This window comes from Aeromonas sp. 6P (genome assembly GCF_051919525.1).
In the GTDB taxonomy this organism is placed as follows: Bacteria; Pseudomonadota; Gammaproteobacteria; order Enterobacterales; family Aeromonadaceae; genus Aeromonas; species Aeromonas veronii.
Genome location: NZ_JBQBEO010000002.1, coordinates 4,390,993 through 4,409,149, shown reverse-complemented (window position 1 = coordinate 4,409,149; position 18,157 = coordinate 4,390,993). Strand labels below are relative to the sequence as shown.

Below are 18,157 nucleotides of genomic sequence, written 5' to 3'. Positions count from 1 at the left end.
ATACAGGTCTATCAAATGGAAAAGTGAGGTGGGGGCGGAAGTGTTTCCACCTTTCAAGTGGATATTCCCCTTATAGTCAGCTGGAGATCAGCACTCTCGCCGAGTTGGCCGGGATGGTGAGCTGCACCTCGCCCTGCACCACCTCGAACTTCTCGCCATTGAAGGCATCGGTGAAGCGGCTGGCGGGACTCGCGGTCTGCCACAGGGGCAGGCCGATGGTGCGCGGCTCGCTCGGGTGGCGGTTGCAGGCTACTACCACCTGATCGCTTTGCAGGGTACGGGCGAACACATAGCTGTGGGGCCCGGCGTAGAGGGTCTGGATATCGCCGCGGCGCAGGGAGGGGCGCTGGCGGCGGATCTGGATCAGCCGACGATAGTGGTCGTGCAGCACGTGATCCCAGTCTGTGGTATCCCACGGGAAGCAGCGGCGGCAGTCCGGGTCGTTGCCGCCGGAGAGCCCCACTTCATCGCCGTAGTAGATGGACGGCACACCGATATAGGTGAGCAGCAGGGTGGCGGCCAGCTGCATCCGCTGCTTGTCTTCACCCAGCAGGTGGAGGAAGCGGGCGGTATCGTGGCTGTCCAGCAGGTTGAACTGGGCCAGCTGGTTCTTGAACGGGATATGGGCCCGCGCCAGCTTGAGCCAGCGATCCAGCTCTTCGGCGCTGATCTTGATGGGGTGGTAGGCGATGTCCTGCCCCGCCAGGAAGGCGCGGACCGGGTGGGCGAAGCCATAGTAGTTCATGGCGCCATCCTCCTGATCCCCTTGCAGCCACTGGCTCGCCTCGAAGAAGTGTTCGCCGAGCACATAGGCATCCGGGTTCTCCTGCTTCACTGCCCCGCGAATGGCGCGCACGTGACTGCGATTGCCCTCGGCGGTGCCGCGCTCGCCCAGCATGTGGATGACGTCAAAGCGCCAGCCATCGATCTGGTAGGGGGCGCGCATCCAGTAACGGAGGATGGCGTCGTCGGCCCGATAGACGGCGTCTTGCACCTTCTCGCAGGAGAAGTCGAGCTTGGGCAGGCTGCGAATGCCCTTCCAGCTGACGTAATCCCCTTCTTTATCAAAGGTGTAGAAGCTGCGCCACGGGGAGTCCGGGTTGCTCTGGGCTCCCAGTGGCGGGCAGAACCAGGGGTGCTCGGTAGAGGTGTGGTTGACCACCGCATCGAGGATGATCTTCATGCCGCGCTGGTGCAGGTTGCGGGTCAGCTCAGCGAACTGCTCGTTGCTGCCGAGGTGGGCATCCACCTTGAAGTAGTCCTGGGTGTCGTACTTGTGGTTGCTCGGCGAATCGAAGATGGGGTTGAGGTAGAGCGCCGTTACCCCGAGAGATTGCAGATAGTGCAGCTTGGCATCGATCCCCGCCAGATCGCCGCCATAGAATTCGCAGGCGCCGTGGCCCTCTTCGTGGCGACTGACCGGCTCGCCCCACGCTTTGCTGATCACCGCTTTGCCGCGATATTCATACTCGTGATGCTTGACGCTCAGCGACGGATCGCCGTTGCAGAAGCGGTCGGGGAAGATCTGATAGAACACCTGATCCTGCACCCAGGCCGGTGGCTGGTGCAGGCTGTTGAAGCGAAAATGCTGCTCCCGTGGCGGCATGGACGCGCTGACGCCCGCCCCGTGCAGCCACCACTGCTCCTCGTCGGTGAGGCACTTGAAGCTGTAGAGGTGGATATCCTGTCCCTTGATGAGCGGCAGGGTCGCCTGCCACACCTGCAGCCGATCGCGGGTGGAGACTGCCGTCATCGGGATCAGGTACTCCTCGTTATCCGGCTCGTGGCGCAGCAACACCTCGCGGATCGGCGCATCCAGCTCGCTAAAAAGAGTCAATTGCAGTGCGTCGGCGCTCTCTTTGAACCAGGGCGCCACCTGGGGATGAAACAGAAACGGATGGGTCATGATGCTTATTGAGTCAGAAGATCGGCGAGGGCATTACCCTGTTCATGCAATGTTTCGAGCTGGCCTGCCAGCGACTTGGGATCCAGTCCCAGCTGATCGGCGAGCGGTTTGGGGAAGCGGGCGATGATGGCCTGGGCAGGCACGCCCGCGTTCCAGGCGAAGGAGATAAACACGGCGAGGCGGATCAGCACCGCCTCCTTGCTGACCGGATCGTGGGAGAGCGGGTCAAGCTGTTGGGAGATGGCATCGACGAAGGCCTCGGAGAGGTTCCAGCGCCGCGCCAGCTCGGCACCGAGCTGAGCATAGTCGTAGCCCAGCATCTCCCGCTGGGCCTCGACCCGGCTGCTGCCGTTCTGGAGCGCCATGTTGATGAGCTCGGCCTCCTCCGGCAAGGTGCTCTGGATAAGCAGTTCGCCGATGTTGTGGATCAGGGCGCAGGTAAAGGCGGTCTCGGGATCCATCACCTTGGCCTCCTGGGCCAGGGTTCGGGCTATGGTGGCGACCTGGAAGGTCTCGGTCCAGAACTTGTTCTTGTCGAAGCTGGGCGGGGCCTTGAAGGTGCCGATGATGCCGGAGGCGACCACCACGGAGCGCAGCCGGTTGAAGCCGAGCCGGATCACCGCCTGCTCAATGGAGGTCACTTCGTTGCCCCGGCGCAGGGCGGCCGAGTTGGCCATCCGCAGCACCTTGACGCTGATCACCTGATCCATGGCGATCTTGGCCGCAATCTCGTCGATGCGGGCATTCTCGTCGTTGAAGCTCTGCATCAACTCGTGCAGCAGCTTGGGAATAGTGGGGAGTTGTTTGATCTTGTCAAACAGGCGATCCATCGACATGGCTGAGGCAGCCTCCGTTGCGAACTCTGCCTCATATTGTGCCACAGCCGGACAACATGTTCCTGTTTGTGATGCGGCTTTGTGAGCGCTAGAACACCCAGTCGCGCAAGGTGTATTCCAAACGGTGCTGTTTGCCCTGCAGGATCAGGTTCTGACTGGTACCGCTCAAGGTCGCCCCCTCGGTAAGGGTGGTCAGCACGGCCTGTTCTATGGTGTCGAGCGGTGGCATGCAGGCCATTTCGGTACTGCCCAGACTGGTGACCCACAGTTTGTCATCTTCCAGATGGCCCTGACCGAAGTAGCGGTTGCAACCGGCGATGCCGTTGACGGTGAAGTGCTCGCCGATCTCGAAATCGGGGGGATTGTTGCGGGGTGCCTTGATCGGTTCGCCATCCAGTTTGCTCAGTACCCAGTGGTGGTGTTGCAGATCTTGCTGAACAAAGGCGGTCGAGCTGCAGCCAGCGAGCAGTAACAGGGGGATCAGCAAAAAGGGCAATCTGGGCATGAGGGGGCTCCGGTTGGGGGAGCGTCAAGAATACCCTTTTTGGGCCGTCGGGAGCAGGGCGGGAGAGGGGACGACCGACCGCTTCTGTCGCCCCTTGTCCCGCGCGACTGTCGCTTAATGGCAACACACGGGTGATGTTGCCATCGATTTACGCTATCTCAGGGCTCAGTTGGCGAACAGCCGCTCGGCATAACGGGCAAGACCCGCGGCCACCGAGCCGAAGTCATCCCCCCCCTCAAGCGGGATGGACGGGAGCTTCTGGCGGATAAAGCTGGCGATCAGCGGCGAGCGGGCGCTACCGCCGGTGACGAAGATGCGATCCGGCTGCACACCGGCGGCGGCAATCGCTTCGTCCATCAGATCGCCAATCTTCTCCAGCAGCAGGGCCGAGGCGTTGGCCAGCTGTTCGCGGGTCAGCTCCGCTTCCAGCCCTTTTTCCAGCTCGGCCAGCGACTGGCGATTGAGTTCCCGCTCCGAGAGGGCGATCTTGCCCTGCTCGGCACGCCACACCAGCTGGTGGCTCAGCTTGTGTGCCCGCAGGTTGGCCAGACGCCCCAGCTTGCTGCCGGGCTGGCTGTCGAGCTGCAGATCCTGCAGCTGGCGGGCGGTGTCGAGGCTGTAGAAGCGGCTCTGGGCGCTGACGTCGTTGATGGCGGCCGCATCCCAGAACAGCGGGTGGGGCAGCGGCTTGCCGGTCTTGAGGGTCTCGTGCATGCCGAGCAGCGGCATCATCCCTTCCACCGTCAGGCGGATGTCGAAGTCGTTGCCGCCGATCCGCTGGCCGCTGTGGCCAAGCAGATCGCCGCTGCGATCCAGCTGATCGCGGTAGCTGGGACCCATCCGCAGCATGGAGCAGTCGGTGGTACCGCCGCCGATATCCACCACCAGTACCACGGCGTCTTCGGTGAGGCGCGCCTCGAATTCAAACCCGGCTGCCACCGGCTCGTAGAGGAACTCCACCTGCTCGAAACCGGCCAGACGGGCCGCCTCGGTCAGGATGGCGATAGCTTGCTGGTTGCTCTCTTCCCCCGCCAGACCCTGGAAGTTGACCGGTCGACCGATCACCGCCTGGCGGATAGGGGCGCCGAGCTGCTGCTCCGCCTGTTGGCGGACATGGAGCATCATAGCGCAGACGATGTCTTCAAACAGGGCGATCTGGGGGGCCTTGAGGCCATAGGCACCGAGGAAGGATTTCGGCGATTTGATGTAGTAGCCGTCGTCCGGCTCTTCCAGATAGCGCTCCAGCGCGGCACCGCCAAAGCTCAGCTCGTCGATCAGTCCCTCTTCGCGCATCTGGCGGCGAACCATCTGGGCGCGGGTGACCACGGGGCCACGCAGCTTGAGGTACTCCGCCTGCTGGGCGGGGGCCAGCCCTTCGGCCAGCAGACCGGCGATAGCATCCCGGTGGGGGGCATGCAGGGTGGAGGGGAGATAGCGGGATGCGCCAAGATTCAGCAGCCTGGGGCTACCTTGTTCCATCACGGCCACGGCACAGTTGGAGGTGCCGTAATCAAATCCGATAAACATGGGCGCCAGACTCCTGAATAAAAAAGGGGGGCTAGCCTACCCGAAGGCGCCGGGTCTCACAACCCGGCGCGTGACGAAGAGAGGGCGAGCCCTTATTCCACTTCGTTGTCGCAGCGGCCCTGGCTCTCGATGGCGCGGATATTGCCGAGGGTGGTATCGGCGATGGCGTGCAGCGCCTCGCGGGTCAGGAACGCCTGATGGCCGGTGAACAGCACGTTGTGGCAGGCTGACAGGCGGCGGAACACGTCATCGGTGATCACCTCGTTGGACTTGTCGGAGAAGAAGAGATCCTCTTCCTCTTCGTAGACGTCCAGCCCCAGAGCACCGATACGGGAGGTCTTGAGCGCCTCGATGGCGGCGTTGGAGTCGAGCAGGCCGCCACGGCTGGTGTTGATGATCATCACCCCGTCCTTCATCTTGGCGAACGCCTCCTTGTTCAACAGGTGGTAGTTCTCTTTGAACAGCGGGCAGTGCAGGCTGATGATGTCGGATTGGCGGAACAGGGTATCGAGATCCACGTACTCGGCACCCAGCTCGATGGCTGCCGGATTCTGGTAAGGATCGTTCACCAGCAGGCGAACCCCGAAGCCCTTGAGGATGCGCAGGGCGGCCAGACCGATCTTGCCGGTGCCGATGACGCCAACGGTCTTGCCATGCATGTTGAAGCCGACCAGCCCTTCCAGCGAGAAGTTGGCGTCGCGGGTGCGCTGATAAGCCTTATGGATGCGGCGGTTGAGGCACATCATCATGCCGACGGCGTGTTCTGCAGTCGCCTCGGGGGAGTAGGCGGGCACCCGCACCACTTTCAGCCCCAGCTCTTTGGCGGCGGCCAGATCCACGTTGTTGTAACCGGCGCAGCGCAGGGCAATCACCTGGGTACCGTTGGCGGCCAATTCGGTCAATACCTCGCGGTCGGCATCGTCATTGACGAACAGACACACCACCGGGAAGCCGTGAGCCAGTCGGGCCGTTTTGGCCTCCAGCCGCACATCGAAAAACTCCAGGTCGAAGCCGTACTGGCTGTTGGCCTGGTTGAAATGCTCTTTGTCATAGCTCTTGGTACTGAATACGGCGACTTTCATGTTATGTGCTCCGCAGCGTGTGTGTCGTCAAATTACAACAAAATGGGTCAGCTATCACCGGACAAACCGGCTGGTTATTGTCCCCATGGCATAATGGGAACGGCGCTGACTGCACTCTTGTACGAACCATCCACCAGTTTGGTGCTGTAGGTCAGGTAAACCAGTGCATTGCGTTTCTTGTCGTAAAAACGCACCACTTTCTGCTCCTTGAACACCAGTGAAGTGCTGACATCGAACACCTCTTCCCCCGCCTTCAGCTTTTCGGGCAGGGTGATGGGGCCGATCTGGTGGCACGACAGGGAGGCGTGGGAGGGATCTTCCGCCAGTCCCAGCCCGCCTTTGACGCCACCAGTCTTTGGGCGAGCCAGATAGCAGGCGACGCCGTCGATGCGCGGGTCGTCGAACGCCTCCACCAGGATCTTGTGGTTGGGGCCAAACAGCTTGAAGGCTGTGCTCACTTCACCGACCGGGTCGGCCTTGTCGGCCAGTGCCGGGCCGGCAAACAGGGCCCCCAGCAGTAGGGGCAGGGCGCGGCGAAGGGCGTTATGTCGTGTGTGGTTATGTGTCATGGTCTCTCCTGTTGGCCCGGCACTCCTCAATAGGGAATGCCCAGGCGACGATAGAGGCTGGCAAGCACCCAGGCGGGGCCTATCAGCAGAAATTGCAGGTCGGCGAGGAAGGAGGGGCGCTTGCCCTCGATCTTGTGGCCGACAAACTGGGCTATCCAGAGCAGCACGAACGCTGCCACGGCTGGCCACAACAGCGGCCCCTGCCATTGGTGGCAGATCCACAGTCCCAGTGCGGTTAGCCCGGCCATCCCCGCGAACAGCGAAAACGACAGCTGCAGATAGAACAGCAGCACCGGAATAGCCGCCACTGCCGCCCAGTTGAGGATCTCTGGCAAGGGCCCGTGTGGCAGACACCAGAGCAGCGCCAGCGAGCAGAAATAGATGCCCGGCACCGCCAGCTTATGGATGGCGACGTTGACCGGATGGCGATGGCTCTGGCCGTACTCCACAAACCACTCCTGGATTCCCTTCATGGCACCTCCCTGGCGCACTTTGTTCTCGCTGCCTGACCTTCGTGGTCAGGCGTTCGTGATGCTTATCCTTGCGGTGGATACTCCCAATATTGGGCCGGAATGGATTTTAGCAACGGGGTCATATCCGGATTGGGCAGGGCGATGGTGACCCGCTGATCGAGGTTGGCGCTGGCGAGCGCTTCGCGGATCTTGGGGTTGTCATTGAAGAACTTCATAAAGCTGCCATCGGCATAGGCCCGCTCCAGCCCGGTCTGAATCGCCTTGGCCAGCTTGGGGTATTCGGGGCTGACGAAGAAGAACTGGGCGAAGGGGTAACGGATCAGCAGATGCTGCTCGATGGCGAGGTTGGGATACTGCGCCACCAGCTCGCTGCGCTCGGCGAAGATCTCCACCAGGGCGCGCGGGAAGAAGTCGATCTTGTCGCCGTCGTTGATAAGGCGAAACAGACTGCTGTATCGGCCGGAGAAGGTCGGGATGCCCGCATTTTCCAGAATTTTGTTATCGGCCCAACCGACCCCTTGCGCCGCCTTCAGCTGTTTGAGGTCGGCCAGGGTATTGATCTGGTTGAACTTCTCCTGAGCATCCGCGTGGATGAAGGACAGCCGCAATCCTTCCAGCCCGCGAAACAGCGGAATAGGGACGGCAATCAGGGAGGATTCGAGTGTGCTGGAGGTGCCCATCCAGAAGACGTTGATGGTCTTGCCCTTGCTCAGCTGCTGCTGGAGGGTGAACTGGTTGAGGTCGAGTTCGACAGGCTGGATGCGAAAGGGTTGCCCGGAGCGGGTCAGGGCCAGTTCCAGCAGCTTGTACTGGTACTCCTGGTCAAGATTGTTGACGGGACGGCTGGGGACCTTGACCGTCAGAACCTGTGCTTGTGCCAGCAGTGGCAGGCACAAACACAGCTTGATGAGCCATTTCACTCTCTGTTCTCCTGTAGATTCCGGAAGGTGTCCGGAGTCTAACAGAACTTGTCACCATCTTGCTGCGAGGCGTTGTGCAAGGTTTGAGCGCGGTGCCCTGCCTTGTTGGCGTCTGTTGCACCAGAATGGTGACGGTTCTTCGAAGAATCAGGCGACGCGACGGAACACGTGGGTATCGTTAAATTCCTTGGTGCTCTGGCATTCGACGCAGAAACGGGATTCCGGACGGGCATGCAGCCGCTTGAGGGAGATCTCGTCACCGCAAGATTCGCAGTAACCAAAATCCCCTTCGCTGATGCGCTTCAATGCGCCCCGCAGCTTGCGCAGGTGCAGCTTGTCGTGCTCGATGCGGTTCAGCTCCAGACGGCGGGCTTCCTCGATACTGGCACGGTCAATTTCATCAGCCATCTCGTTGGTGTCGGTGGCGATGGCCTGGCTGGCCTGGGAGTTCAGGCGCTCTTCGAGCTCGACGATCTGTCGCTCGATCTGCCCCTTGTAAAAGGCCAGTTGGTCTTCAGTCATGAAATCACACATACGATTAACTACCAGTCAGTTTACTAACCCAATTATCCCTGTTTATGGGGGCTGTCTGCCTACAGACCAAGCCCTTGTATCCCGATTTGCACCTGTTTCATGCAAGAGAGTGCAAATCAGGGCGGGCCTTGTACCAAAAAAATGCAGCCAAGCAAAGCAAATAGGATAAGGATTGTGCGCCCTTACAAAAAAATGGTCCGTTCCTGCGGGGGATTGGTCGGGATCTGGCGCCTGCTTCACCCTCTGTTGGCATCGCCTTTGCAACGATGAGAGGGGGGCTTCGTACGGATTTGAGTGTTTAGTATTTGGTGCCGCCTTGGTCATTATATGCGCCGTTATTTATAGTTTTTTAAACACGCCCGCTTGACATTGCCCTTGATGGCGGGCTTTTATGGTGATGTTGATTACAATTTTATAACAAGGGTGTTCCATATATTAGACACCCTTGCCAATGGCAACCGTAAAGTCGGGGTTTAACATGGACAGTATCAAAGGCTGGATGGAGAGCAATCGCATCACGGAAGTGGAGTGCCTGTTCCCGGATTTCACCGGCAACGCCCGGGGCAAGATCATCCCAGCCAACAAGTTTTTGCGTGAAGGGGGCATGCGTCTGCCCGAGGTGATTTTCACCCAGACGGTGACCGGCGAATATCCGGATGACGACAGCATGATCGACCCGCTGGAGCGGGACATGCAGCTCTATCCCGACCCCAACACCATCCGTTTTGTCCCCTGGGCGCTGGAGCCCACTGCACAGGTGATCCACGACTGTTTCGACGTCAACGGCAAGCTGATCGACATCGCGCCGCGCTCCGTGCTGCGTCGGGTTCTGTCATTTTACGAGAAGCAGGGCTGGAAGCCGGTGGTGGCGCCCGAGCTGGAATTCTATCTGGTCACCCGCAACGAGGACCCCGACTATCCGCTGGTGCCGCCGGTGGGTCGTAACGGCCGCCCGGAGACCGCCCGCCAGTCGTTCAGCATCGATGCGGTCAACGAGTTCGACCCCATTTTTGAAGACATGTATGACTACTGCGAGGCGCAGGAGCTGGAGGTGGATACCCTGATCCACGAGTCGGGCGCCGCCCAGATGGAGATCAACTTCCTGCATGGTGATGCCATCGATCTGGCGGATCAGGTGTTCCTGTTCAAGCGCACCATGCGTGAAGCCGCTCACCGCCACGGCATCTATGCCACCTTCATGGCCAAGCCGATGAGTGACGAACCGGGGTCGGCCATGCACATCCACCAGAGTCTGGAAGATGTGAACGGCCACAACCTGTTCGGCACTCCGAACGGCGGCAACAGCGAACAGTTCATGCACTTCATCGCCGGTCTGCAGAAATACACCCCGGCGGTGACCGCCCTGCTGGCCCCCAACGTCAACTCCTACCGCCGCCTCACCTTTGGCGAGAGCGCGCCGCGCAACGTCCAGTGGGGGGTTGAGAATCGTACCTGTGGCCTGCGGGTGCCCTTCTCCGACCCCAGTGCCCGCCGGGTGGAGAACCGCTTCGCCGGTGCCGATGCCAACCCCTATCTGGCGCTGGCCGCCACTCTGGCCTGTGGCTATCTCGGCATGATGGAGAAGCTGGAGCCGCTGCCGGAGATGAAGTCGAGCGCCTATGACCTGCCCTACAGCCTGCCCCGCTCGCTGGAGGAGGCACTCAGCCATCTCGAACAGTGCGAGCCCATCAAGGAGATGTTGGGTGAGCGCTTCACCCGCGCCTTCGTCGCGGTCAAACGCAAAGAGTACGAGACCTACTTCGGGGTGATCAGTCGCTGGGAGCGGGAGTTCCTGCTGCTGAACGTCTGATCCCCCTGTAACGGGGAGGCATGAGTCTGCCTCCCCGGTCCCTGTATCGAAGAGACCGGAACGCGAGTCAGGTGGCGGCAGCCACCTGTGAGTGGTTGTGGCCGAAAGAGCGCTGCGACCTGGATTGATTAACGATTGAATCTTGCCAAATCGAAGGCGCAGGGGAGTAACGAATGCAGCAGACACGCCGTGAGTGACTGTGGCTGCGAACGTGCCGACCCATCTGACTATTTGACGACTGAATCTTGCTAAATCGAAGGAACCGAGGAGCAACAAATGCAGCAGACAACCCGTGAGTGGCAACAACTGGATGCCAGCCACCACCTGCACCCCTTTACCGACTTTCAGGCCCTGAACAAGAAGGGCTCGCGCATCATTACCAAAGCCAGCGGTGTCTATCTGGAAGATTCCGAGGGCAAACGCATTCTCGACGGCATGGCGGGCCTGTGGTGCGTCAATATGGGCTATGGCCGCCAGGAGCTGGTGGATGCCGCTACCCGCCAGATGCAGCAGTTGCCCTACTACAACCTCTTCTTCCAGACCGCTCACCCGCCGGTGATCGAGCTGGCGACCCTGCTGGCCGAGGTGACGCCAGCCCATCTCAACCACGTCTTCTTCACCGGCTCCGGCTCCGAGTGCAACGATACCGTGCTACGGATGGTGCGCCACTACTGGGCCAGCAAGGGTCAGCCTGACAAACAGGTGATCATCAGTCGCCATAACGCCTATCACGGCTCCACCGTGGCGGGGGCGAGTCTGGGTGGCATGAAGGGGATGCATGCCCAGGGCGGGCTGCCCATTCCCGGCATAGTGCACATCGATCAGCCCTACCACTTCGGTGAGGGGCAGGGGATGAGTGCCCACGAGTTCGGGCTGGAGCGGGCCCGTCAGCTGGAGCAGAAGATTCTGGAGCTGGGGGTGGACAAGGTGGCTGCCTTTATCGGCGAGCCGATCCAGGGGGCGGGCGGCGTCATCATTCCGCCTGACAGCTACTGGCCGGAGATCCAGCGCATCTGCGATCACTACGGCATCCTGCTGATCGCCGACGAGGTGATCTGCGGCTTTGGCCGTACCGGCCACTGGTTTGCCAGCGAAGGGTTTGGCATCAAGCCGGACCTGATGTGTCTGGCCAAGGGGATCACTTCCGGTTATCTGCCGCTCGGCGCAGTGATGGTCAGTGACCGGGTTGCCAAGGGGTTGGTGGAGGAGGGGGGCGAGTTCAACCACGGCTTCACCTACTCGGGCCATCCGGTCTCTTGCGCCGTGGCGGTGGCCAATATCCAGCTTATGCAGAAAGAGAGCATAGTTAAGCGAGTGCATGATACTATCGGCCCCTATTTGCAGCGCCGCTGGGCGGAGCTGGCCGATCATCCGCTGGTGGGAGAAACCCGAGGCAAAGGATTGGTCGCCGCGCTGGAAATCGTTGAGGACAAGCAGACCAACCGGCGTTTTCCGGCTCAGGCAAATGCGGGGATGACTTGCCGGGAGTTCTGCTTTAACAATGGCTTGGTGATGAGGGCGGTAGGCGATACCATGATCATATCGCCCCCCTTGGTCATCACCGAGGAACAGGTTGATGAATTGGTCGATCTGGCCAGGCGCAGTCTGGATCTGACAGCCGCAAAGCTGAAGGGTTGAGGTGGGTCGGGCAGGTTGGCATGCGCATACAATTTGCTTAGGAGACAAGGATGATGTCTTTCAAAACAGGAGTGATCGCTGCCTCTGTGGCTCTGGTCATGGCAAGTGCCGGAGCAATGGCTGAAGAGAAGGTGCTGCACGTCTACAACTGGAGCGACTACATAGCGCCGGATACTCTGGATAACTTCCAGAAGGAGACGGGGATCAAGGTGGTCTATGACGTGTTCGACAGTAACGAGGTACTGGAAGCCAAGTTGCTGGCGGGTAGTTCGGGCTACGACATCGTGGTGCCATCCAACCCCTTCCTGGCCAAGCAGATCAAGGCGGGCGTGTTCCAGAAACTGGACAAGTCCAAGCTCTCCAATTGGCAAAACATGGATGTCGACCTGCTCAAGGCGCTCGAGCCGAGCGATCCGGGCAACCAGTACTCCATCCCCTATCTGTGGGGCACCATCGGCTATGCCTACAACGCCGAGAAGGTGAAAGCCGTGCTGGGGGCCGATGCCCCGGTCAACTCCTGGGATCTGGTGTTCAAGCCGGAGAACATGGCCAAGTTGAAGGAGTGTGGCGTATCCTTCCTCGATTCACCGACCGAAATGCTGCCAGCTGCCCTGCAATATCTGGGCTTCAAACCGGATAGCCAGAAACCGGCCGAGCTGAAGAAGGCTGAGGAGCTGTTCCTCTCCATCCGTCCCTATACCGCCTATTTCCACTCCTCCAAGTACATCTCGGATCTGGCCAACGGCAACCTTTGCGTAGCGGTCGGTTACTCCGGTGACTTGCAGCAGTCCAAGGCGCGGGCAGCCGAGGCCAAGAATGGCGTCGCGCTCACCTACACCATTCCGAAAGAGGGGGCAGGCAGCTTCTTTGACATGATCGCCATTCCGGCGGATGCCAAGAACGTCGAGGCAGCCCACACCTTCATCAACTACCTGATGAAGCCTGAGGTGATCGCCAACATCACCAACGTGGTGCAGTTCCCGAACGGCAACAAGGCGGCGACCCCGCTGGTGGATGAGGCGATCCGCACCGATCCGGGTATCTACCCTGATGCGGCAACCCTGCAGAAGATCTACACCTTCCCGGATCTGCCGGCCAAGGTGCAGCGTCTGATGACCCGCAGCTGGACCAAGATCAAGTCCGGCAAGTAAGTAACGAATGCCCCTCCCGGTCCGCAGTTCGGCCGGGAGGGTAGTGATGCCATCCATCCGGATGGGCCGCGCGAATGGATGCGCAGACGGTCAACCACTGAACAGGAGAACTGACACCGTGAATACAACCAGATTGCTAACCATAGCGCTGACCATGGGATTGGCGAATGTGGCCCAGGCTGCCCCTGTGCTGCACTTCTACAACTGGTCTGACTATATCGGCGAGACCACCCTCAGCGATTTCCAGCAGGCGACCGGGATCAAGACCGTCTATGACGTGTTTGACTCCAACGAGACCCTGGAAGGCAAGTTGCTGACGGGGCGGACCGGTTACGATTTGGTGGTGCCCTCCAATAATTTCCTGGCCAAGCAGATCAAGGCGGGAGCCTTCCAGAAGCTGGATAAATCCCTGCTGCCCAATCTGGCCAACCTGGATCCCGTGCTGCTCAAGCAGCTCGACAAGGTGGATCCGGGTCATCAGTACGCGGTGCCCTATCTGTGGGGGACCAACGGCATCGGCTATAACGTCGACAAAATCAAGGCGGTGCTGGGGGTCGACAAGATTGACTCCTGGGCCACCATCTTCGAACCGGAAAACATGGCGAAACTCTCTCGCTGCGGCGTCGCCTTCCTCGACTCTGCCGACGAGATGATCCCTGCTGCTCTCAACTACCTCGGACTCGATCCCAACAGTCATGCGACGGGGGATATCAAGCAGGCCGAGGCGCTGCTGCTCAAGGTGCGGCCCTATGTGGCCTACTTCCACTCCTCCAAATACATCGGCGATCTCGCCAATGGCGACATCTGCGTGGCAGCCGGTTTTTCCGGCGACATCCTGCAAGCCGCTGCCCGCGCCGATGAAGCTGGCAAGGGGGTGAAAATTGCCTACAGCATTCCGAAAGAGGGGGGCAATCTCTGGTTCGACATGATGGCGATCCCGTCCGATGCCACCAATGTCAAAGAGGCGCACGCCCTCATCAACTACGTCCTGCAGCCCGAAGTGATCGCCAAGGTCAGCGACTATGTGGGCTACGCGAATCCCAACTCAAGGGCGGGCGAGTTTATGGATGAGGCGGTGCGCAACAACGAGGAGGTTTATCCCCCTCAGGCCGTGCTGGAGCGACTCTATGTGCAGGAAGCACATCCCCGCTCGGTACAGCGTCTAATCACCCGGAGTTGGACCAAGATCAAGTCCGGTACCTAACCTTGGTGCCCGTTCGGGGGCGCCAAATCGCTTTTATGGATCGGCCGCAAGGCCGGTATCACGTTGGGGAGTTTGGTAATGGCGATAGCCTCCAGTGCCTACAAGAAAGCCCTCGAGGGCAGTCAGCAGCGCAAAGAAGTGCTGGTGAAAATTGATCGGGTAAGCAAGCAGTTCGACGAAACGCTGGCGGTCGATAACGTATCTCTCAATATTCACAAGGGGGAGATTTTCGCCCTGCTCGGCGGGTCCGGTTCCGGCAAATCGACCCTGCTGCGGATGCTGGCCGGTTTCGAGCGCCCGACCGAGGGGCGGCTGTTCCTCGACGGGGTCGACATCACCGACATGCCTCCCTATGAACGCCCCATCAACATGATGTTCCAGTCCTACGCCCTGTTCCCCCATATGACGGTGGCCCAGAACATTGCCTTTGGCCTCAAGCAGGATGGCCTGCCCAAGGCCGAGATCGATGCCCGGGTGGAGGAGATGCTCAAGCTGGTGCAGATGACCCAGTATGCCCGTCGCAAACCGCATCAGCTCTCCGGTGGCCAGCGCCAGCGGGTGGCGTTGGCTCGTTCCCTGGCCAAGCGTCCCAAACTGTTGCTGCTGGATGAACCCATGGGGGCGCTCGACAAGAAGCTGCGTTCCAAGATGCAGCTGGAGCTGGTTGAGATCATCGAGCGGGTCGGGGTGACCTGTGTCATGGTGACCCACGATCAGGAAGAGGCCATGACCATGGCGGAGCGGATCGCCATCATGCACCTCGGCTGCATCGAGCAGATCGGCAGCCCGATGGATATCTACGAGACCCCAGCCAGTCGGCTGGTGTGCGAGTTTATCGGCAACGTCAACCTGTTTGACGGCCTGCTGGTGGAGGATGAGCAGGACCACGCGACTATCGCCTGCGCCGATCTGGAACAGCCCATCTATGTGGGCCACGGCATCAGCTCCCGCGCCGAGAACAAGAAGGTGACCTACGCCCTACGGCCAGAAAAACTGCTGATGAGTCTGCAAAAACCGGAGGAGATCGAGCACCCGGACTTCAACTGGACCAAGGGTGAGGTCTATGACATCGCCTATCTGGGCGGTCACTCGGTTTATCACATCCAGCTGCCCTCGGGCAAAATCGTTCAGGCTTTCATCGCCAATGCCGAACGCCACGGCAAGCGGCCAACCTGGGATGACCAGGTGTTCCTCTACTGGGAAGATGACAGCGGCGTGGTGCTGCAATCATGAAGTTCTTGCAACGACTGAAGCGGGTCGGGGGGCGCCGACTGGTGATCGGCATCCCCTTCTTCTGGCTGTTCCTCTTCTTCCTGCTGCCCTTTGTCATCGTGGTGAAGATCAGTTTTGCGGAAGCGGATGTGGCGATCCCGCCCTACACCGATGTGGTGAGCTGGGCCGACAATCAGCTCACCATCCTGCTCAACATGGGTAACTACCTGCTGCTGCAGGAGGATGAGCTCTATATCGCGGCCTATCTGGGCTCCCTCAAGATGGCCTTCGTCAGTACTTTGCTCTGCCTGCTGATTGGCTATCCGATGGCCTACTCCATCGCTCGGGCCAACAAGGAGACCCAGACAGTTCTGCTGCTGCTGATCATGATGCCGACCTGGACCGCCATTCTGATCCGGGTCTATGCGTGGATGGGGATCCTCAGTAACAACGGCCTGCTCAACAGCGTCTTGCTGGGGATCGGGGTGATCGACGAGCCGCTGCAGATCCTCAACACCAACCTGGCGGTCTATATCGGCATCGTTTACTCCTACCTGCCCTTCATGGTGCTGCCGCTCTACGCCAATCTGGTCAAACACGATCAGAGCCTGCTGGAGGCGGCCTCCGATCTGGGGGCCCGCAACCTGACCCGTTTCTGGCAGATCACGGTACCGCTCTCCAAGAACGGCATCATCGCCGGCTGCATGCTGGTGTTCATTCCGGTGGTGGGGGAGTTCGTTATTCCGGAAATGCTGGGCGGCCCGGAGACCCTGATGATCGGCAAGGTGCTGTGGCAGGAGTTCTTCAACAACCGCGACTGGCCGGTTGCCTCTGCGCTGGCGGTAGTGATGCTGGCGGTGCTGATCATTCCGATCATCCTCTTCAACCGTAACCAGGCCAAAGAGCTGGAGGGCAAGGCATGATGAGACGTTTCGGTTTTGCCAAACTGATGCTCTGGCTGGGGCTGCTGTTTATCTACCTGCCCATGATCATCATGGTGATCTACTCCTTCAACGCCTCCAAGCTGGTGACGGTGTGGGGTGGCTGGTCGCTCAAGTGGTACTTCGGCCTGCTCGACAACAAGCAGCTGATTGGATCCGTGTTCCGCTCGCTGGAGATCGCCTTCTACACCGCGATCGCTGCAGTGGCGCTGGGGACGGTGGCGGCCTTCGTGCTGACCCGAATTCCCCACTTCCGTGGTCGCACCCTGTTCGGCGGCATGGTGACGGCGCCGCTGGTGATGCCCGAGGTGATCACCGGTCTGTCGCTGCTGCTGCTGTTCGTGGCGATGGCCCAGCTGGTGGGCTGGCCCGCCGAGCGGGGCATGCTGACCATCTGGATCGCCCACACTACCTTCTGTACCGCCTATGTGGCGATCGTGGTGTCGGCGCGCTTGCGGGAGCTGGATCTCTCCATCGAGGAGGCGGCGATGGATCTTGGCGCCAAGCCGTGGAAGGTGTTCTTCCTGATTACCATCCCGATGATCGCCCCCTCGCTGGCGGCAGGCGGCATGATGTCGTTCGCCCTGTCGCTGGATGATCTGGTGCTGGCGAGCTTCGTCTCCGGCCCGGGCTCCACTACCTTGCCGATGGAGGTCTTCTCGGCGGTACGGCTCGGGGTGAAACCCGAGATCAACGCGGTGGCCAGCCTGATCCTGCTGTCGGTATCGCTCTTTACCTTCGGCAGCTGGTATCTGATGGCCAGGGCGGAGAAGCGCCGTCGCGCCGAGATCGCCATGACCACCCAGATGCAGGCCGTGGTCTGACGCCATGATAAGATCCGCCTACTCTCGTCAACCTGGAGGATGAGTATGCGGATCTCCCTTTTTAGCGGTCGTGGCACCGAGCTGGTGCCCGGCCTCACCAGTGCCATTCACAAGCAACCGATCTCTGCACCAGTTCGCTGTACCTTTGCCGGTCTGGAAGGGGATGAGCAGTGTGACCTGCGCCACCACGGTGGCCCGGATCGGGCGCTCCACTACTATCCGGCCGATCACTATCTCTGGTGGCAGACCTGGCAAACTGCGCTGGGTCTTCCTGCTCCCCGCACTCCCTGGCAACCCGCCGCCTTTGGCGAGAACCTGTCCGGTGTCGGGCTGACCGAGACGCAGGCCTGCATTGGCGATGTCTATCGACTTGGTGAGGCACTCATCCAGATAAGTCAGCCAAGATCGCCCTGCTTCAAGCTCAATCAGCGTTTCGGCTATGGCCAGATGTCGCAGGTGATGCAGCTAAATGGCCGTTGTGGTTGGCTGCTGCGGGTGCTGGAGGAGGGGATGATTACACCCGAGGTGACCATGGAGCTGGTAGACAGGCCTTACCCGGATCTGACGGTAAAGCGCACCGCCAATATCCTGTGCAATCAGGTGCGCAATGAAGCGGATCTGTTGCTGCTGCTGGAGAATCCGTCCCTCTCACCCAACTGGCGTCAGCATGCGGCGGATTGGCTGGAGCACGGCACAGTCGCTGACTGGCAACGTCGTCTGCTGGGGCCCGAGTCGCTGCGCTTGCCTTGAGGCAGAGTTAGCGGAATGTCACCATCCGGCTGCATTTCGGTAAATGGAGACGAAGAGTGCTGAATAGTTGAGCGAACGGCACTTTTTTTCCTGCCAAACGCAAAAAAGGCTTGTGTCGGGTCGGGGCTTTCGGTAAATTCCCGTCCCGCAGACATCGGTGTGTAGCGCAGCTTGGTAGCGCACTTCGTTCGGGACGAAGGGGTCGGAGGTTCGAATCCTCTCACACCGACCAAATTTGAAAAGGCCGCTCAATAGAGCGGCCTTTTTGCATTTTC

At 60.2% G+C, this 18,157-nt stretch carries 17 protein-coding genes and 1 tRNA gene; 9 read left to right on the top strand and 9 right to left on the bottom strand.

The features are described from left to right. Positions 1 to 76 precede the first annotated feature (76 nt). The 9 genes from malZ to ACTG2J_RS20555 form a co-directional block, all read right to left on the bottom strand. Positions 77 to 1,906, bottom strand: a complete 1,830-nt coding sequence (gene malZ / locus ACTG2J_RS20595; RefSeq protein ID WP_113740168.1) for a maltodextrin glucosidase — start codon at positions 1,904 to 1,906, stop codon at positions 77 to 79. A 5-nt stretch (positions 1,907 to 1,911) separates the two neighbouring features. Beyond that, complete coding sequence (locus ACTG2J_RS20590) at positions 1,912 to 2,742, bottom strand: HDOD domain-containing protein (RefSeq protein WP_058059399.1); 831 nt, start codon at positions 2,740 to 2,742, stop codon at positions 1,912 to 1,914. A gap of 88 nt (positions 2,743 to 2,830) precedes the next feature. Continuing rightward, positions 2,831 to 3,247: an META domain-containing protein gene (locus ACTG2J_RS20585; protein WP_439989176.1), complete on the bottom strand. Its 417-nt coding sequence runs from the start codon at positions 3,245 to 3,247 to the stop codon at positions 2,831 to 2,833. 165 nt (positions 3,248 to 3,412) lie between these two features. Next, on the bottom strand, positions 3,413 to 4,774 hold the full coding sequence (yegD, locus tag ACTG2J_RS20580) for a molecular chaperone (RefSeq protein WP_439989177.1): 1,362 nt from the start codon (positions 4,772 to 4,774) through the stop codon (positions 3,413 to 3,415). 92 nt (positions 4,775 to 4,866) lie between these two features. After that, on the bottom strand, positions 4,867 to 5,856 hold the full coding sequence (locus tag ACTG2J_RS20575) for a 2-hydroxyacid dehydrogenase (protein ID WP_005340720.1): 990 nt from the start codon (positions 5,854 to 5,856) through the stop codon (positions 4,867 to 4,869). A 74-nt stretch (positions 5,857 to 5,930) separates the two neighbouring features. Next, positions 5,931 to 6,425 carry a CreA family protein gene (locus ACTG2J_RS20570; protein WP_005355485.1) on the bottom strand — a complete coding sequence of 165 codons (495 nt, stop codon included), beginning with the start codon at positions 6,423 to 6,425 and terminating at the stop codon, positions 5,931 to 5,933. A 26-nt stretch (positions 6,426 to 6,451) separates the two neighbouring features. Then, complete coding sequence (locus ACTG2J_RS20565) at positions 6,452 to 6,898, bottom strand: Mpo1 family 2-hydroxy fatty acid dioxygenase (RefSeq protein ID WP_113740166.1); 447 nt, start codon at positions 6,896 to 6,898, stop codon at positions 6,452 to 6,454. 62 nt (positions 6,899 to 6,960) lie between these two features. After that, positions 6,961 to 7,818, bottom strand: a complete 858-nt coding sequence (locus ACTG2J_RS20560) for an amino acid ABC transporter substrate-binding protein (protein ID WP_150389955.1) — start codon at positions 7,816 to 7,818, stop codon at positions 6,961 to 6,963. A gap of 147 nt (positions 7,819 to 7,965) precedes the next feature. Further along, positions 7,966 to 8,352 carry a TraR/DksA family transcriptional regulator gene (locus ACTG2J_RS20555; RefSeq protein ID WP_005356952.1) on the bottom strand — a complete coding sequence of 129 codons (387 nt, stop codon included), beginning with the start codon at positions 8,350 to 8,352 and terminating at the stop codon, positions 7,966 to 7,968. A gap of 478 nt (positions 8,353 to 8,830) precedes the next feature. Here ACTG2J_RS20555 and ACTG2J_RS20550 point away from each other — a divergent pair, with 478 nt between their 5' ends. The 9 genes from ACTG2J_RS20550 (at position 8,831) to ACTG2J_RS20510 (ending at position 18,114) form a co-directional block, all read left to right on the top strand. Next, positions 8,831 to 10,162, top strand: a complete 1,332-nt coding sequence (locus ACTG2J_RS20550) for a glutamine synthetase family protein (protein ID WP_013723370.1) — start codon at positions 8,831 to 8,833, stop codon at positions 10,160 to 10,162. A gap of 276 nt (positions 10,163 to 10,438) precedes the next feature. Beyond that, positions 10,439 to 11,800: an aspartate aminotransferase family protein gene (locus ACTG2J_RS20545; protein ID WP_058056392.1), complete on the top strand. Its 1,362-nt coding sequence runs from the start codon at positions 10,439 to 10,441 to the stop codon at positions 11,798 to 11,800. Positions 11,801 to 11,853: 53 nt separating this feature from the next. After that, a complete protein-coding gene (locus tag ACTG2J_RS20540; protein ID WP_005340709.1) occupies positions 11,854 to 12,951 on the top strand; it encodes an extracellular solute-binding protein in 1,098 nt (365 codons plus the stop codon). A 118-nt stretch (positions 12,952 to 13,069) separates the two neighbouring features. Beyond that, complete coding sequence (locus ACTG2J_RS20535) at positions 13,070 to 14,155, top strand: polyamine ABC transporter substrate-binding protein (RefSeq protein ID WP_005355476.1); 1,086 nt, start codon at positions 13,070 to 13,072, stop codon at positions 14,153 to 14,155. Positions 14,156 to 14,233: 78 nt separating this feature from the next. Continuing rightward, positions 14,234 to 15,388 (top strand): polyamine ABC transporter ATP-binding protein, encoded by a 1,155-nt coding sequence (gene potA, locus ACTG2J_RS20530; RefSeq protein WP_005340704.1) that lies wholly within the window; start codon positions 14,234 to 14,236, stop codon positions 15,386 to 15,388. Continuing rightward, positions 15,385 to 16,290, top strand: coding sequence for an ABC transporter permease subunit (locus ACTG2J_RS20525; protein ID WP_005340703.1), 906 nt, complete (start codon positions 15,385 to 15,387; stop codon positions 16,288 to 16,290). The genes potA and ACTG2J_RS20525 overlap by 4 nt, the downstream gene beginning before the upstream one ends. Then, positions 16,287 to 17,132, top strand: coding sequence for an ABC transporter permease subunit (locus ACTG2J_RS20520; protein ID WP_005340701.1), 846 nt, complete (start codon positions 16,287 to 16,289; stop codon positions 17,130 to 17,132). The genes ACTG2J_RS20525 and ACTG2J_RS20520 overlap by 4 nt, the downstream gene beginning before the upstream one ends. Positions 17,133 to 17,177: 45 nt before the next feature. Further along, positions 17,178 to 17,882 carry an MOSC domain-containing protein gene (locus ACTG2J_RS20515; RefSeq protein ID WP_113740163.1) on the top strand — a complete coding sequence of 235 codons (705 nt, stop codon included), beginning with the start codon at positions 17,178 to 17,180 and terminating at the stop codon, positions 17,880 to 17,882. A gap of 155 nt (positions 17,883 to 18,037) precedes the next feature. After that, positions 18,038 to 18,114, top strand: a tRNA-Pro gene (locus tag ACTG2J_RS20510). The last annotated feature ends 43 nt before the right edge of the window (positions 18,115 to 18,157 follow it).

What these genes read in the sequence shown, in the direction of transcription:
- malZ (WP_113740168.1), bottom strand. Translation starts at nt 1,906, where the DNA reads ATGACCCATCCGTTTCTGTTTCATCCCCAGGTGGCGCCCTGGTTCAAA.
- ACTG2J_RS20590 (WP_058059399.1), bottom strand. Translation starts at nt 2,742, where the DNA reads ATGTCGATGGATCGCCTGTTTGACAAGATCAAACAACTCCCCACTATT.
- ACTG2J_RS20585 (WP_439989176.1), bottom strand. Translation starts at nt 3,247, where the DNA reads ATGCCCAGATTGCCCTTTTTGCTGATCCCCCTGTTACTGCTCGCTGGC.
- yegD (WP_439989177.1), bottom strand. Translation starts at nt 4,774, where the DNA reads ATGTTTATCGGATTTGATTACGGCACCTCCAACTGTGCCGTGGCCGTG.
- ACTG2J_RS20575 (WP_005340720.1), bottom strand. Translation starts at nt 5,856, where the DNA reads ATGAAAGTCGCCGTATTCAGTACCAAGAGCTATGACAAAGAGCATTTC.
- ACTG2J_RS20570 (WP_005355485.1), bottom strand. Translation starts at nt 6,425, where the DNA reads ATGACACATAACCACACACGACATAACGCCCTTCGCCGCGCCCTGCCC.
- ACTG2J_RS20565 (WP_113740166.1), bottom strand. Translation starts at nt 6,898, where the DNA reads ATGAAGGGAATCCAGGAGTGGTTTGTGGAGTACGGCCAGAGCCATCGC.
- ACTG2J_RS20555 (WP_005356952.1), bottom strand. Translation starts at nt 8,352, where the DNA reads ATGTGTGATTTCATGACTGAAGACCAACTGGCCTTTTACAAGGGGCAG.
- ACTG2J_RS20550 (WP_013723370.1), top strand. Translation starts at nt 8,831, where the DNA reads ATGGACAGTATCAAAGGCTGGATGGAGAGCAATCGCATCACGGAAGTG.
- ACTG2J_RS20545 (WP_058056392.1), top strand. Translation starts at nt 10,439, where the DNA reads ATGCAGCAGACAACCCGTGAGTGGCAACAACTGGATGCCAGCCACCAC.
- ACTG2J_RS20540 (WP_005340709.1), top strand. Translation starts at nt 11,854, where the DNA reads ATGTCTTTCAAAACAGGAGTGATCGCTGCCTCTGTGGCTCTGGTCATG.
- potA (WP_005340704.1), top strand. Translation starts at nt 14,234, where the DNA reads ATGGCGATAGCCTCCAGTGCCTACAAGAAAGCCCTCGAGGGCAGTCAG.
- ACTG2J_RS20525 (WP_005340703.1), top strand. Translation starts at nt 15,385, where the DNA reads ATGAAGTTCTTGCAACGACTGAAGCGGGTCGGGGGGCGCCGACTGGTG.
- ACTG2J_RS20520 (WP_005340701.1), top strand. Translation starts at nt 16,287, where the DNA reads ATGATGAGACGTTTCGGTTTTGCCAAACTGATGCTCTGGCTGGGGCTG.
- ACTG2J_RS20515 (WP_113740163.1), top strand. Translation starts at nt 17,178, where the DNA reads ATGCGGATCTCCCTTTTTAGCGGTCGTGGCACCGAGCTGGTGCCCGGC.